Below are 15,211 nucleotides of genomic sequence, written 5' to 3' on the forward strand. Positions count from 1 at the left end.
GCTTGTATTCGATTAAAAGTGTTTGCCTCCGATTACGCGCCGAGCTGACCTTCGGTCTTTGGTAGTTGGGGGCTTCTTTTCCATATAAAAAACCACTGATTCCTCAGTGGTTTTGATTGCGAAGCAATGTCCTACTCTCACAAGGAGCGCCCCCAACTACCAGCGGCACTTCAACGCAGCACAGCTGAGCCGCGGATTCCTTCGTTGCCCGCGTTGCTTGCGGTGCTCATGTGCCATGCACATTCCGCTCCGCGCTCCTTGGCGCCTCGGACTCCTTGCTCTTCTGCACTGCTTGAGCTTGTATTCGATTAAAAGTGTTTGCAATTGTTTGCCTCCGATTACGCACCGAGCTGACCTTCGGTCTTTGGTAGTTGGGGGCTTCTTTTCCATATAAAAAAACCACTGATTCCTCAGTGGTTTTGATTGCGAAGCAATGTCCTACTCTCACAGGGGGCACCCCCAACTACCATTGGCACTTCAACGCAGTACAGCTGAGCCGCGGATTCCTTCGTTGCCCGCGTCGCTTGCGGTGCTCATGTGCCATGCACATTCCGCTCCGCGCTCCTTAACGCCTCGGACTCCTTGCTCTTCTGCACTGCTTGAGCTTGTATTCGATTAAAAGTGTTTGCAATTGTTTGCTTGCGATTACGCGCCGAGCTGACCTTCGGTCTTTGGTAGTTGGGGGCTTCTTTTCCATATAAAAAAACCACTGATTCCTCAGTGGTTTTGATTGCGAAGCAATGTCCTACTCTCACAGGGGGAAGCCCCCAACTACCATCGGCGCTAAAGAGCTTAACTTCCGTGTTCGGTATGGGAACGGGTGTGACCTCTTTGCCATCATTACTTCACTTGCACATGGGTGTGCTGGCGTCTACGTTACCACAGGATGTGGTGCTTTTAGTAGACGTTCCTTACTCAGCTTCCAATCTACTGCGCTACTCTTCGTCAACTGCACTCGCTCATTCAGTCATGTACTTTAGTACATTCCTTCAATCGCTCCTTTGTTTCCTCGATTAGCTTGTATCTTGAAATCCTTGTTTTTAGAAAGTGTTTGTTCTTTCAAAACTGGATAAACGAACATTGAAACAAGTTTTAATTGTGGTTAAGTCCTCGATCGATTAGTATTCGTCAGCTCCATGTGTCGCCACACTTCCACCTCGAACCTATCTACCTCATCGTCTTTGAGGGATCTTACTTACTTGCGTAATGGGAAATCTCATCTTGAGGGGGGCTTCATGCTTAGATGCTTTCAGCACTTATCCCGTCCATACATAGCTACCCAGCGATGCCGTTGGCACGACAACTGGTACACCAGCGGTATGTCCATCCCGGTCCTCTCGTACTAAGGACAGCTCCTCTCAAATTTCCTACGCCCACGACGGATAGGGACCGAACTGTCTCACGACGTTCTGAACCCAGCTCGCGTACCGCTTTAATGGGCGAACAGCCCAACCCTTGGGACCGACTACAGCCCCAGGATGCGATGAGCCGACATCGAGGTGCCAAACCTCCCCGTCGATGTGGACTCTTGGGGGAGATAAGCCTGTTATCCCCGGGGTAGCTTTTATCCGTTGAGCGATGGCCCTTCCATGCGGAACCACCGGATCACTAAGCCCGTCTTTCGACCCTGCTCGACTTGTAGGTCTCGCAGTCAAGCTCCCTTGTGCCTTTACACTCTACGAATGATTTCCAACCATTCTGAGGGAACCTTTGGGCGCCTCCGTTACCTTTTAGGAGGCGACCGCCCCAGTCAAACTGTCCGCCTGACACTGTCTCCTACCCCGCTAAGGGGCACGGGTTAGAATTTCAATACAACCAGGGTAGTATCCCACCGACGCCTCCTTCGAAGCTGGCGCTCCGAGATCTCTGGCTCCTACCTATCCTGTACAAGTTGTACCAAAATTCAATATCAAGCTACAGTAAAGCTCCACGGGGTCTTTCCGTCCTGTCGCGGGTAACCTGCATCTTCACAGGTACTATAATTTCACCGAGTCTCTCGTTGAGACAGTGCCCAGATCGTTACGCCTTTCGTGCGGGTCGGAACTTACCCGACAAGGAATTTCGCTACCTTAGGACCGTTATAGTTACGGCCGCCGTTTACTGGGGCTTCAATTCATAGCTTCGCTTGCGCTAACCACTCCTCTTAACCTTCCAGCACCGGGCAGGCGTCAGCCCCTATACGTCACCTTACGGTTTTGCAGAGACCTGTGTTTTTGCTAAACAGTCGCCTGGGCCTATTCACTGCGGCTCTCATGCGCTTGCACGCTCAAGAGCACCCCTTCTCCCGAAGTTACGGGGTCATTTTGCCGAGTTCCTTAACGAGAGTTCTCTCGCACACCTTAGGATTCTCTCCTCGACTACCTGTGTCGGTTTGCGGTACGGGTACCTCCCACCTCGCTAGAGGCTTTTCTTGGCAGTGTGAGATCAGGAACTTCGTCCATACGGACTCGTCATCACAGCTTGGCGTTAGAGTGTGCGGATTTGCCTACACACACGCCTTACTGCTTGAACAGAGACAACCAACGCTCTGCTTACCCTACCCTCCTGCGTCCCCCCATTGCTCAAACGGTGGGGAGGTAGTACAGGAATATCAACCTGTTATCCATCGCCTACGCCTATCGGCCTCGGCTTAGGTCCCGACTAACCCTGAGCGGACGAGCCTTCCTCAGGAAACCTTAGTCATACGGTGGACAGGATTCTCACCTGTCTTTCGCTACTCATACCGGCATTCTCACTTCTAAGCGCTCCACCAGTCCTTCCGGTCTGACTTCAACGCACTTAGAACGCTCTCCTACCACTGACATCGTAGATGTCAATCCACAGCTTCGGTGAATCGTTTAGCCCCGATACATTTTCGGCGCAGTGTCACTCGACCAGTGAGCTATTACGCACTCTTTAAATGATGGCTGCTTCTAAGCCAACATCCTGGTTGTCTAAGCAACGCCACATCCTTTTCCACTTAACGATTACTTTGGGACCTTAGCTGGTGGTCTGGGCTGTTTCCCTCTTGACTACGGATCTTATCACTCGCAGTCTGACTCCCGTGTATAAATATCCGGCATTCGGAGTTTGTCTGAATTCGGTAAAGCGAGATGCCCCCCTAGTCCAAACAGTGCTCTACCTCCGGTATTCTCCATCACGAGGCTAGCCCTAAAGCTATTTCGGAGAGAACCAGCTATCTCCAGGTTCGATTGGAATTTCTCCGCTACCCACAGCTCATCCCCGCACTTTTCAACGTACGTGGGTTCGGGCCTCCAGTAAGTGTTACCTTACCTTCACCCTGGCCATGGGTAGATCACCTGGTTTCGGGTCTACGACAACGTACTCCTTCGCCCTATTCAGACTCGCTTTCGCTGCGGCTCCGCTTTCTCAGCTTAACCTTGCACGTTATCGTAACTCGCCGGTTCATTCTACAAAAGGCACGCTATCACCCATTAACGGGCTCTAACTACTTGTAGGCACACGGTTTCAGGTTCTCTTTCACTCCCCTCCCGGGGTGCTTTTCACCTTTCCCTCACGGTACTGGTTCACTATCGGTCACTAGGGAGTATTTAGCCTTGGGAGATGGTCCTCCCGGATTCCGACGGAATTTCACGTGTTCCGCCGTACTCAGGATCCACTCTGGAGGGAATGAACTTTCGACTACAGGGCTTTTACCTGCTCTGGCGGACCTTTCCAAGTCGCTTCGTCTACTTCATTCCTTTGTAACTCCGTATAGAGTGTCCTACAACCCCAAAGAGCAAGCTCTTTGGTTTGGGCTTTTCCCGTTTCGCTCGCCGCTACTCAGGGAATCGAATTTTCTTTCTCTTCCTGCAGGTACTTAGATGTTTCAGTTCCCTGCGTCTGTCTTCCATACGCTATGAATTCACGTATGGATACTATGCCATTAAACATAGTGGGTTTCCCCATTCGGAAATCCCCGGATCAAAGCTTACTTACAGCTCCCCGAGGCATATCGGTGTTAGTGCCGTCCTTCATCGACTCCTAGTGCCAAGGCATCCACCGTGCGCCCTTAATAACTTAACCTTCAGCTTTCGATATACATCGCCATCCTGCGTCAGCTACTTTCACTCATTCAGTCACGTACAAAGGTACGCTCCTTCATTCGCTCAAGCTGCTTCCTTGGCTTGCTCGTATCTCGAAACCTTCATTTTCGGCTTTCAATACACATCGTATGACTGCGTCAGCTTCATTCACTCTGTCAGTCACGTACTTAAGTACGCTCCTTCCATCGCTCAATCGCTTCCTTGTCCTACTCGTGTCTTGAAACCTTCATGTTAGTTACAACTTATCTCATAAAAGAAATAAGATTTAAGAACTTACACGATCAATTACTTGATCTATTTAAAACTTGTTACTTTCAATGTCGTTTTATCCAGTTTTCAAAGAGCAAATAGGCTACCTGTATTTGCTTCCTCGCGTATTTGCGACGAGTAACCGCAGGAGCACAATAAGAAGTATTCATCCGTTGATGAACCTTCAAAACTGAACAGCAATCCGTGAATGTTATCTCCGTAGGAGATATTCCGAAAATATCCTTAGAAAGGAGGTGATCCAGCCGCACCTTCCGATACGGCTACCTTGTTACGACTTCACCCCAATCATCTATCCCACCTTCGGCGGCTGGCTCCAAAAGGTTACCTCACCGACTTCGGGTGTTACAAACTCTCGTGGTGTGACGGGCGGTGTGTACAAGGCCCGGGAACGTATTCACCGCGGCATGCTGATCCGCGATTACTAGCGATTCCGGCTTCATGTAGGCGAGTTGCAGCCTACAATCCGAACTGAGAACGGTTTTATCGGATTAGCTCCCCCTCGCGGGTTGGCAACCGGTTGTACCGTCCATTGTAGCACGTGTGTAGCCCAGGTCATAAGGGGCATGATGATTTGACGTCATCCCCACCTTCCTCCGGTTTGTCACCGGCAGTCACCTTAGAGTGCCCAACTGAATGATGGCAACTAAGATCAAGGGTTGCGCTCGTTGCGGGACTTAACCCAACATCTCACGACACGAGCTGACGACAACCATGCACCACCTGTCACCGTTGTCCCCGAAGGGAAAACCATGTCTCCATAGTGGGCAACGGGATGTCAAGACCTGGTAAGGTTCTTCGCGTTGCTTCGAATTAAACCACATGCTCCACCGCTTGTGCGGGCCCCCGTCAATTCCTTTGAGTTTCAGTCTTGCGACCGTACTCCCCAGGCGGAGTGCTTAATGCGTTAGCTGCAGCACTAAGGGGCGGAAACCCCCTAACACTTAGCACTCATCGTTTACGGCGTGGACTACCAGGGTATCTAATCCTGTTTGCTCCCCACGCTTTCGCGCCTCAGCGTCAGTTACAGACCAGAAAGTCGCCTTCGCCACTGGTGTTCCTCCAAATCTCTACGCATTTCACCGCTACACTTGGAATTCCACTTTCCTCTTCTGCACTCAAGTTCCCCAGTTTCCAATGACCTTCCCCGGTTGAGCCGGGGGCTTTCACATCAGACTTAAGAAACCGCCTGCGCGCGCTTTACGCCCAATAATTCCGGACAACGCTTGCCACCTACGTATTACCGCGGCTGCTGGCACGTAGTTAGCCGTGGCTTTCTAATAAGGTACCGTCAAGGTGCCGCCAGTTACTACGGCACTTGTTCTTCCCTTACAACAGAGTTTTACGATCCGAAAACCTTCTTCACTCACGCGGCGTTGCTCCATCAGGCTTTCGCCCATTGTGGAAGATTCCCTACTGCTGCCTCCCGTAGGAGTCTGGGCCGTGTCTCAGTCCCAGTGTGGCCGATCACCCTCTCAGGTCGGCTACGCATCGTTGCCTTGGTGAGCCATTACCTCACCAACTAGCTAATGCGCCGCGGGCCCATCCTGTAGCGATAGCAGAGCCATCTTTCAACTTTAAAACATGGGTTTTAAAGTATCATTCGGTATTAGCCCCGGTTTCCCGGAGTTATCCCCATCTACAGGGCAGGTTGCCCACGTGTTACTCACCCGTCCGCCGCTAGCGTTACTTCGGTGCAAGCACCAAAGTAACACTCGCTCGACTTGCATGTATTAGGCACGCCGCCAGCGTTCGTCCTGAGCCAGGATCAAACTCTCCATAAAAAGAATTTGAGTAAGCTCAAATTTGTATCTGTCGCTTCGCTTTCGATACATTAAAACATTTGCTGGCATCTTCATTCGATGTCCAAAATTGTGTTTCATCTATTCAATGAAACTTTATTCATTCACGTCTTGCTTGTTCAGTTTTCAAGGTTCATATCATTTGCAGTTATCAATAAGTGACTTTTAATAGTTTAACACTATTATCTGTTAGCGTCAATATTAAAACGGCAACTTTTAAAATATATCATATCCTTAATACGTTAGTCAACAATTTATCTTATTATTAATTTATTTCCCTAACGACTTTATCTATATTAGCATCATCATTCATTTTATGCAATACCTTTATTAAAAATTTAATAAAAAAGTTGTGAATGCTACGCATAACACGCCAGGTATTCCTAAAAACGTTATTGTTGCTATTGAAAAAATATTGATTGGCAGTATAATGCCTTGCATTGATAGCAATAAATGCGCTCCAAATAAAATCATAACTGCAAACGCTAACTTAAACCAAATCAATGCTAGCTTTTCAAATATTACGTTCCAATTTAACTTACTTCCTATAAATATAACAATAAATAAAATTAGACCAATGCCAAGTGCTTTATAAATAATAACCCGCTCCTCGAAAATGTATTCAACAGAACATATGCAAGGACAGTACTAATTATTTCTTCTTTCAGCAAGCTGAATATTTAGATATGCAATTAGAAAAGCTACTACTACAATTTTGATTTTCCGAGATGACTAGGTAAAGGTAAATCCTCACGCTCAAGCAGCTAGCCTATTAATCAATTACGCATCGGCATAATCCCTTAATTGAGGTTTCCTTCCATCATATTTATCGCTCCAAACTGAATTGGAGCTGCTGAAGAAAATCCCCACTCCAACAGCTCCAAACTTCATTTTATATTTACTTGGCGAATTCTTGCTTCTTTAAATAAGAAGAAATGAATACTCTCAGCAGCTTTTCTTTGTGCTTCAACATCTAAATTGTAATCATCTGATAAATCTTCAATTACTTTAGCGTTATGCCAGCCTTCTTTTGTTTCTTTTATTAGATATACTAATTTTTCGTCGAATTCTTTTTTTAATTTTCCTTTTCGTGAAAAGAACATGTGTCACACACCTTATAACTCACGTCTACCTTCTAATGCTTTCGATAGAGTAACTTCATCGGCATACTCTAAGTCGCCACCTACCGGCAAGCCGTGTGCAATTCTTGTTGTTCGAATACCTGATGGCTTAACAAGACGAGAAATATACATCGCCGTTGCTTCCCCTTCAATTGTAGGGTTTGTTGCTAAAATAAGCTCTTGCACTCGCTCATCATGAAGTCGTGTCAATAACGATGCAATATTAATATCCTCTGGTCCCACTCCTTCAATAGGCGAGATTGCTCCGTGTAATACATGATACATCCCGTTGTAATCACGCATTTTTTCCATTGCAATTACATCTTTCGGATCTTGTACTACACAAATCATTGAAACGTCTCGCTGCTTATCGGAGCAAATATGACACGGGTCAATATCGGTTATATGACCACATTGCGAGCAGTACATTAAATTACGCTTTGCATCAACTAGCGCCTTTGCAAATGATAAAACGGTATCTTCTTTCATCGTTAGCACGAAAAATGCCAGACGGGCCGCAGTTTTCGGTCCAATGCCTGGCAGTTTCATAAAGCTATCAATAAGCTTTGAAATTGGTTCAGGATAATGCATGTTGTACCTCCTAGAATGGAAGGTTTAAGCCTTGTGTGAATTTGCCCATTGTTGAATTTGTAGTCTCTTCTACTTTTTTCAATGCATCGTTTGTTGCAACAACGATTAAGTCTTGTAGCATTTCAATATCTTCTGGGTCTACTACTGACTCATCCAAATTCACTTCAAGAATTTCACGTTGGCCATTAACGATTACTTTCACTACGCCGCCACCTGCAGAGCCTTCAAATTGCTGGGCATTTAAAGCCTCTTGTGCCTCCATCATTTCTTTTTGCATTTTTTGCATTTTTTTCATCATGCCTTGCATATTACCCATTCCACGCATAATTAAATTCCTCCTAAATTGAATAAATTATTCTTCAATAACTTCAACAAAATCTTTGCCGAATAAAGCTTCAGCTTCCACTACAAGTGGGTCCTGCGACGCGATTGGCTGTGCGTCGTCAATAAATGGCTGCGCCGTCTCCTGAACCTGCTCACTTTTTTTAGCGTGTAGACCGTTATCGCGAATAAAGTTCTCTCGCAATTCAAGCCAAGAGCTTTCTGGAATGCACAGCATCTCATACATCGTACCGATTTGAGCTGCCAATGTTTGTGTAAACATTGTTAATAAAGAGCGATTTTCAGCTACCATTTGACAATGTATATCATACTTGAATTTTAACACAAAAGCACTAGAAGATGCTGCAACAGGCTCTGCCTCCGCTAAAAGTGCCGCTTGTGATTTTTGCATTTGATTTAAGCTTTGTGCCCAAGCTGATTTTATTTTTTGAATATCTTCCTTCGTAGCATCTTTTAACACTTCTTGAATACGCCCTGTCTGCGGCTTAAACCCATTTGGCGTTTTTGCCCTTTGTCGCGGCGCTTGCTTTTCCTGTTGTTGCATAGTTGTGCCATTCGCTAATTGCTCTGTTAGCTGCTGAACAAGCTGCTCTAGCATTGCAACTTTTTCTTCTAGCGCTGGGTTTACGCCCACTGATGCTGTGGGACTCGCTGTAAATTGCGTTATTTTTAACAAAGCTGTTTCCAAATAGATTTTCGTGTGATGAGAAAATCTCATTTCTTGCTGTGTTTGCGCTAATGTGTCGATAAAACTATACAGCGTGTCTGCCGAAAATTGCTCCGCTAATTGAACAAATTTCTCTTCCATTGTCACAAGCTCCAGTAGCTCACTTAAATCGCCAGTAGTTTGTAGCAATAATAAATCTCGGAAAAATGTAATTAGGTCCTCTGTTAAACGTAATGGCTCTTTGCCATCAGCAACTAACTGCTCTAATAATGAGAGTACTTGCGCGACATCTTTTTGCCCAATGGCAATTGTTAGGTCATAAAATACATCTTGACTAACTGAGCCCGTTACAAAAAGCGCATCCTCCATTGTTAATATGTCTTTACTAAAGGATACCACTTGGTCTAGCAAGCTAAGTGCATCACGCATTCCCCCTGCTGCCGCTTGTGTAATTACCTTTAATGCCTGTTCTTCAAACGGTAGATCAATATCTTCTAAAACAACTTTCATACGCTCTAAAATATCAGTGGAAGAAAGGCGCTTAAAATCGAAGCGTTGACAGCGAGAAATTATCGTCGCTGGCAGCTTGTGTGGCTCTGTCGTTGCCAAAACGAATACAACATGCGCTGGAGGCTCCTCTAATGTTTTCAATAGTGCATTAAAAGCACTTGTTGATAGCATATGTACCTCGTCAATAATATAAACTTTGAAGCGCGCATTTGCTGGTGTGAAGTGGACTTTTTCAATAATATCACGCATTTCTTCTACACGAGAGTTAGAGGCTGCGTCAAATTCAATGATATCTGGATGTGAACCCTCCGTAATACTTTTACATGTAGCACATTCATTACAAGGCTCACTTGTCGGGGCATGCTCACAGTTTAATGTTTTCGCAAAAATTTTCGCCGTACTTGTTTTTCCAGTACCACGGGGACCAGAGAAGAGATAGGCATGCGTTGTTTTATTTGCCAGGAGGGCATTTTGCAGCGTTCTTTTTACATGTACTTGCCCTGACATATCCCGAAAAGATTGAGGGCGATAGACACGATAAAATGCTTGATACGTCAACGGTTTCCTCTCCTTTGCTTGAATTCACTAGCTATAGTATAGCATTAATTGTGCGATTTTTTCTTTAAAAAAAGCGCATCCATCATAGTAGATGAATGCGCTATTACCTGCAATTTAAAGCCGTGCACCTTCCTTCGACAGCCGCACATAAGCGTTACTCTTGTCGACAGCTCAGGTTAGGCTACCCCGCGGCACATGAGTGAAACCACTTAATGCTGCTTCCTTCCGGACCTGACATAGTTCATGGGTACCCATTGCGCAGGACCCAACCGTCAACACTACGTGCAAAAGGCAGACCAAACAATACGGACAGCCTCAGAAAAGGAATTCAATCTTGCTAGAGCGGATTGCAAGTTACAGGGCACCGCTACCTCCCCATCTAGCACGGCATTTATAAGTATACTCATATGCCACAAAAAAAGCAACGAATTGTACATAGGAATTTATTGTTTATCTTGATTTAGCGATGTTCTTCTATTGCTATCAAGCAAACAGGCGATTGTAACAACAGATATCTAAATCGAATCAAATAATTAGCCAAGGCCTGATTTCAATATTTTTCAGAAAAAGTGCTTGACCAACATTTTAATACATGATATTCTAATTCTTGTCGATAAGACATCTATACGGAGGAATACCCAAGTCCGGCTGAAGGGATCGGTCTTGAAAACCGACAGGCGGGTTAAACCGCGCGGGGGTTCGAATCCCTCTTCCTCCGCCATATTTTTCAAATGACAACCGCTACTGATGTAGCGGTTTTTTTAATATAGAGTTAAGTATTTTAAATGCAAAAAAATCTGCTAAAGCCCATGTTTCGCCTGTTTTCAAAGAGGAGGGTTCTCTCTTTTACGAGTTATAGCTTTGACAAAGCATCAACAAAAGCGTATAACAAGCAGGCAACTACACCGCTTGTCATACGCCCCATTTATTTAATATACTCGTTGCTTACAAGTGAATCTTGCACTATCTCTGTTGGGATTTCAAACTCTACTATTCCCATATAACCTGGTGCAACCTCATATTTATCAAAAACGATTACAAGCTTACCCTGTTCCGAAATATAGAAATTTTGGTCTGCCTTAATTGTTGTAAAGAGCTCGACTAAGCTTTCATCCTCAAGACCTGCATCGCTTACCCAATACATTTTATCTTGATTTGTTGCTATCATCTCTTCGCGCATTTTATCAGCAATATAGGCGCTAACTTTTTCTACATAAGCATTGTCTTTAAATAAACTTGGTAAAGTGATGACTATTTCCTTTTGCTTATCAATTGTATCGTATTTCATAACAGTTGACGAAGAACCGACTGTTTCAACAACATAGCGACCTATTGATAAAATTTGGCTTGTATCTGTTGCAATAACATAGCTACTATCTAAACCTAGATAGCCACCTTCGTTTTTATTCATCCAATCTACATCATCTTTAAATTTCTCAAACAACTCTTTGCCTTCTGCCGCATATTTTTTATTTAGCGCCACAATCTCTTCTGATTTCCCGTTAATTTTTGGCACATCTATATTGGCAGAATACGTATCTTGTTCAATCTCATAGCTCACAAATGTCAATACACTTACTACATCACCGAGAATTGGCACATTTACTAAACTTTTGGCCATTGCAGGATTAATATTTAAACCAGCAGTAAAGAGCGCCGTCGCTGCAACCGCACCTAAAACCCATTTAGGCGCACGCTTTTTTGGTCGCTGCTTCAAGCTTGCCTCTACTATTGAATCAAGACTTTTCGGTATCGGTACATTTTTATACTGTTGCTCTAACTTTTTCAAACGCTCATCCATCATTAAAAACCTTCTTCCTCTTGTAATTGTATCTTTAACAACTTTAACGCTTTGTACAATCTAGATTTTATTGTGCTAATATTTGTATCTAATACACGCGCAACATCTTCAATTTTTAAATCCTCAAAATAACGCAAGATAACTACCTCTCGATAAATAGTTGGTAAACTATCAAGAGCCACCTCCAAATCCGTATTTTCATACGAATCAACCTGCTGTGGTGTTAATAGCGCGAGCTTATCATCTTCCATTATTTGTTGACGCTTATGTTTACGGAGGAAATCGATAGCTGTGCGCACGACGATTTTATAAAACCAACTCTTTATTTGCTCCTCATTTTGTAATGTATGAAGCGATTGTAATGCTTTTTGAATGCTGTCCTGTACAACATCCAGCGCATCCTGCTCATTTTTCGTATAACTATAGGCAAGATAATAGAAACGCTCTTTGTTGTTTCGGATAAATGTTACTAAATTTTGTTCCGCGCGCGAATTACTCATTTCCGAAAGACTCCTTTGATTAATGTATACAACTACTAGACGGATGAGTTTATGAAAAAGTTTAAATTATTTTAGTGCCAGGCACACATACAATTTACACACAATTTAAAATTGTTTGCAATAAAAAAAGCGAGGGTTACCTCGCCAAAATGTCCACTATTTGCTGGGGTGATGTCGCTATATGTAGTAAACTACGTTGCTCTGCTCGTATAAAGCCTTCATCTAGCATCTTTTCGAAATGCTGTGCGATTGCATCATAAAATCCATTGACATTATACAAAATAACAGGCTTGTCATGTAAACCGATTTGCGCCCAAGTAAATACTTCAAAGTATTCATCTAACGTGCCACAGCCCCCTGGTAATGCAATGAAGGCATCTGCTAATTCTACCATCTTTGCTTTACGCACATGCATAGACTCTACAAAATGAATTTCAGTTAAGCTCGTATGGGCAATTTCACGTTGCTGTAAATGCGTAGGCATAATGCCGATTACTTTTCCGCCTCCGTGCAATGCAGCATCTGCAACCTGTCCCATTAAGCCAATATTTGAACCGCCATAGACAATGCCATGTCCCGCATTAGCTAATACTTCCCCTAACTGTGCCGCTGCTTCCTTATAAATTGGGGATTTCCCCATTTGTGAACCACAATATACTGCAACATTCATTAAAAATGCACCTTCCTTTTCTTCTATTATATTAATAGACAAGGAAGGTGCATGACTAGTTGCAGCCGAAATATTTAACGAAATGATAACATTCCGATGTAACAAAACTTATTTTACATTGCTTCGCCGATGTCGCTATTATCTTGCGGGCTAACCTCACCATAAAGTGGAACACTTACTAATAATAAAGCTAATACTAAAATCCATTTTTTCATTTTGCATAACTCCTTTATTTTTTAATATCGTGATACCTTTTTAATAATTCATATGCTTGCTTGTATTTGCGCTTTTCCTCTAAATAAGGAATATAATGCTCAAATGCCTCTGACAAATAAACAAGCTCCTTCTCTCTTTCGAAAAGATGCATTGCCTGTAAAATATACTGCTCAAACTCCGTATCTTTGTGCAGCCCTTTAGCAAGCTTTGCCTGACAAAAAATATAGAGCGAATGCGGGATAAGCGTTTTATAATTCGCTAACTCTAGATATGCCTTTTCTAAGCTACCTTGTTTAATATAAGTTTCTATTAATAAATAAATGGTTTTGACCTTATCTATTTGAGGTGCATCTTTTCTAAGCTCCACACAATGCAATAGCGTTTTTTCTGCCTCCTCATAATTTGCTTGCTCAAAATAAATGAACCCTAAATTATGATAGAGCTTCCCTATAATTAATACTTCATCCAATTGAATTAACTCACTAAGTGCAATGCCATATTGATAATAGCTTTGCGCTTGTTGATAGTCTTTTTTCTTTTGAAACAAGACGCCAAATAAATTATAGGCATGAATAGCACTTATCCAATTTTGTGTACGTAAAGCGTAATGGAGCACTTTGTCTAAGTTTTTACATGCCTGCTCTATATCACCCAACCGATAATAGCAAATGGCTAAATTATAGCGAATCGGAATTTGGTCTGATATAGCATAGGTACTGCTCAACGCTTGTTGATAATGTAGCAAGCTTTGCTCAAAGTCTTTCTGCATTAAAAAGTATGTACCGTATACTTTTAAATATCTATATCGCAATTCAGGCGGTACATCTTGTAATTGTATAATGTCTTGTATTTCCTTCTCAAATAGTAATTTTGCCTTATCATCTTGATGAAGCTTCGCATATACATCGAAACGAGTGAGATTGAAGTCTAACTCTTGCCAAACAGAGGAAATATACGTTAGCTTGTCTTGATAAGTGTTTAAAATATCTTGCGCCTCTTGTAATTGATGGTTTTTCACACAGTCGGCTAAACGTTCAATAATCGCTGCAACTTCTGCATCCTCATCATAAAAATCACTCAAATAATGAGGCGGTACTTCCATTCTTTTGGCCATCAATTGCAATGTCTCAGCTGGCGGTTGATATCTTCCCTTTTCGATATTGCTAAAATGAGAGTTAGATACAATGCCTGTATAAACATACTCACGAGAAAAGCCTTTTAGCATTCTGATTTTTCGTATTCGATTACCTATGTGCAAAAAGGTTCACCTCATTTCAGTACGCTTAACATAGTAGCTCAAATCAAATAGTAAGGTACTTTCTGAATTATATCATAATTCAATCATACTAAAGTATTAGCTATCCCCAACATCTTACAAAAATAATCGCAATAAAGCACACTAAACATCATTAATTTCTCTATTTTTTATAAATACGCAAAATATTTTAGTTTTTCATCATTTTAAATGCATTATTTCTAATTTATTTTATTTTTTATTACTAACAGTTTTCTAGCGAATTAATAAGGTTTTTTATAAAGTTCGCACTTCAATTTACGAAAAGCTCTCCCAACAAGCTATAATTATATATACTATTACAGATGCGTTGATTATCCTTTATTTTACAAAAAGAGTCTAGGAAATTTGTTGATTTCCATTGCGGGGGACGCTTTCCGCAGGGCGCGGCGGTTTTAGCCTCCCTACACTTTGTCCTGCTGGAAGGCTTTGCTTTGCGACGAGTAATCGCAGGAGCACTCGCCCCCTTCACTCCAATGAACAAATAAATCTTTTATTAACAGTGCATTCTCTACCTTAAAACACACGCATCCATATCCAATATTTTCATAATCAACACGCCTGATACTATTAACTTCTAGGAGGCTCACAAGAAATGTTAACACTTTTCTACTTGTCGTTAGCTGTTTCGGTCGGTGCATTGCTAGTTGGATTAACTCGATTATCTTGGTTACTCATCTGTGTAAGTGCTGTGGCATCATTACCAATTGCCCTTTATTTTTTAGTAGGCGCAAATAACGCTTACCAACTCATCGCATTAACACCTGTTGTGCTTCTCATGCTCGCTTTTTTTCTGCGCTTTTTGAAAATAAAAATTGTGTGAGTG

At 43.0% G+C, this 15,211-nt stretch carries 10 protein-coding genes, 1 tRNA gene, 3 rRNA genes and 1 other RNA gene; 3 read left to right on the forward strand and 12 right to left on the reverse strand.

Translation table 11 applies throughout. The features are described 5' to 3' along the window. Positions 1 to 732: 732 nt before the first annotated feature. From rrf to MHB51_RS11465, 3 genes are all read right to left on the reverse strand, one after another. A 5S ribosomal RNA gene (rrf, locus tag MHB51_RS11455) occupies positions 733 to 848 on the reverse strand. A 250-nt stretch (positions 849 to 1,098) separates the two neighbouring features. Next, a 23S ribosomal RNA gene (locus MHB51_RS11460) occupies positions 1,099 to 4,026 on the reverse strand. Between the two features lie 516 nt (positions 4,027 to 4,542). Beyond that, positions 4,543 to 6,097 (reverse strand): 16S ribosomal RNA (locus tag MHB51_RS11465). The 16S, 23S and 5S rRNA genes sit together here, the layout of an rRNA operon. A gap of 370 nt (positions 6,098 to 6,467) precedes the next feature. On the opposite strand from MHB51_RS11465, the gene MHB51_RS11470 reads away from it, so the two are divergent. Next, positions 6,468 to 6,710 (forward strand): hypothetical protein, encoded by a 243-nt coding sequence (locus MHB51_RS11470; RefSeq protein ID WP_342558191.1) that lies wholly within the window; start codon positions 6,468 to 6,470, stop codon positions 6,708 to 6,710. A 292-nt stretch (positions 6,711 to 7,002) separates the two neighbouring features. On the opposite strand, the gene MHB51_RS11475 is transcribed toward MHB51_RS11470, so the two are convergent. From MHB51_RS11475 to ffs, 5 genes are all read right to left on the reverse strand, one after another. Continuing rightward, entirely contained in the window at positions 7,003 to 7,218 is a 216-nt protein-coding gene (locus tag MHB51_RS11475; protein WP_342558192.1) for a YaaL family protein, read from the reverse strand. Between the two features lie 12 nt (positions 7,219 to 7,230). Next, the gene (recR, locus tag MHB51_RS11480) at positions 7,231 to 7,827 is read right to left on the reverse strand and encodes a recombination mediator RecR (RefSeq protein WP_066165997.1); all 597 of its coding nucleotides are present in this window, start codon (positions 7,825 to 7,827) and stop codon (positions 7,231 to 7,233) included. 10 nt (positions 7,828 to 7,837) lie between these two features. Continuing rightward, positions 7,838 to 8,152 carry a YbaB/EbfC family nucleoid-associated protein gene (locus tag MHB51_RS11485; protein WP_066165995.1) on the reverse strand — a complete coding sequence of 105 codons (315 nt, stop codon included), beginning with the start codon at positions 8,150 to 8,152 and terminating at the stop codon, positions 7,838 to 7,840. A 27-nt stretch (positions 8,153 to 8,179) separates the two neighbouring features. Beyond that, complete coding sequence (gene dnaX, locus MHB51_RS11490; RefSeq protein WP_342558193.1) at positions 8,180 to 9,904, reverse strand: DNA polymerase III subunit gamma/tau; 1,725 nt, start codon at positions 9,902 to 9,904, stop codon at positions 8,180 to 8,182. 120 nt (positions 9,905 to 10,024) lie between these two features. Beyond that, positions 10,025 to 10,292, reverse strand: an RNA gene (gene ffs, locus MHB51_RS11495) — signal recognition particle sRNA large type. 240 nt (positions 10,293 to 10,532) lie between these two features. On the opposite strand from ffs, the gene MHB51_RS11500 reads away from it, so the two are divergent. Continuing rightward, positions 10,533 to 10,625 (forward strand) — tRNA-Ser (locus MHB51_RS11500). A 204-nt stretch (positions 10,626 to 10,829) separates the two neighbouring features. Here the strand turns inward: MHB51_RS11500 and MHB51_RS11505 are convergent. From MHB51_RS11505 to MHB51_RS11520, 4 genes are all read right to left on the reverse strand, one after another. After that, on the reverse strand, positions 10,830 to 11,708 hold the full coding sequence (locus MHB51_RS11505) for a DUF3298 domain-containing protein (protein ID WP_342471505.1): 879 nt from the start codon (positions 11,706 to 11,708) through the stop codon (positions 10,830 to 10,832). Next, entirely contained in the window at positions 11,708 to 12,205 is a 498-nt protein-coding gene (locus MHB51_RS11510; protein ID WP_066165990.1) for a sigma-70 family RNA polymerase sigma factor, read from the reverse strand. Before MHB51_RS11510 ends, MHB51_RS11505 begins: the two co-directional genes overlap by 1 nt. 136 nt (positions 12,206 to 12,341) lie before the next feature. Continuing rightward, positions 12,342 to 12,980 (reverse strand): TIGR00730 family Rossman fold protein, encoded by a 639-nt coding sequence (locus tag MHB51_RS11515; protein ID WP_342558194.1) that lies wholly within the window; start codon positions 12,978 to 12,980, stop codon positions 12,342 to 12,344. A 124-nt stretch (positions 12,981 to 13,104) separates the two neighbouring features. Beyond that, the gene (locus MHB51_RS11520) at positions 13,105 to 14,349 is read right to left on the reverse strand and encodes a helix-turn-helix transcriptional regulator (RefSeq protein WP_153061612.1); all 1,245 of its coding nucleotides are present in this window, start codon (positions 14,347 to 14,349) and stop codon (positions 13,105 to 13,107) included. A gap of 631 nt (positions 14,350 to 14,980) precedes the next feature. Between MHB51_RS11520 and MHB51_RS11525 the strand changes: the two genes are divergently transcribed. Further along, a complete protein-coding gene (locus MHB51_RS11525) occupies positions 14,981 to 15,208 on the forward strand; it encodes a hypothetical protein (protein ID WP_342558195.1) in 228 nt (75 codons plus the stop codon). Positions 15,209 to 15,211 lie beyond the last annotated feature (3 nt).

Origin of the sequence: Metasolibacillus sp. FSL K6-0083 (assembly GCF_038630865.1) — a bacterium.
In the GTDB taxonomy this organism is placed as follows: Bacteria; Bacillota; Bacilli; order Bacillales_A; family Planococcaceae; genus Metasolibacillus; species Metasolibacillus fluoroglycofenilyticus.

Coding starts and splice junctions, on each gene's coding strand:
- MHB51_RS11475 (WP_342558192.1), bottom strand. CDS start 7,218: ATGTTCTTTTCACGAAAAGGAAAATTAAAAAAAGAATTCGACGAAAAA.
- recR (WP_066165997.1), bottom strand. CDS start 7,827: ATGCATTATCCTGAACCAATTTCAAAGCTTATTGATAGCTTTATGAAA.
- MHB51_RS11485 (WP_066165995.1), bottom strand. CDS start 8,152: ATGCGTGGAATGGGTAATATGCAAGGCATGATGAAAAAAATGCAAAAA.
- MHB51_RS11505 (WP_342471505.1), bottom strand. CDS start 11,708: ATGATGGATGAGCGTTTGAAAAAGTTAGAGCAACAGTATAAAAATGTA.
- MHB51_RS11510 (WP_066165990.1), bottom strand. CDS start 12,205: ATGAGTAATTCGCGCGCGGAACAAAATTTAGTAACATTTATCCGAAAC.
- MHB51_RS11525 (WP_342558195.1), top strand. CDS start 14,981: ATGTTAACACTTTTCTACTTGTCGTTAGCTGTTTCGGTCGGTGCATTG.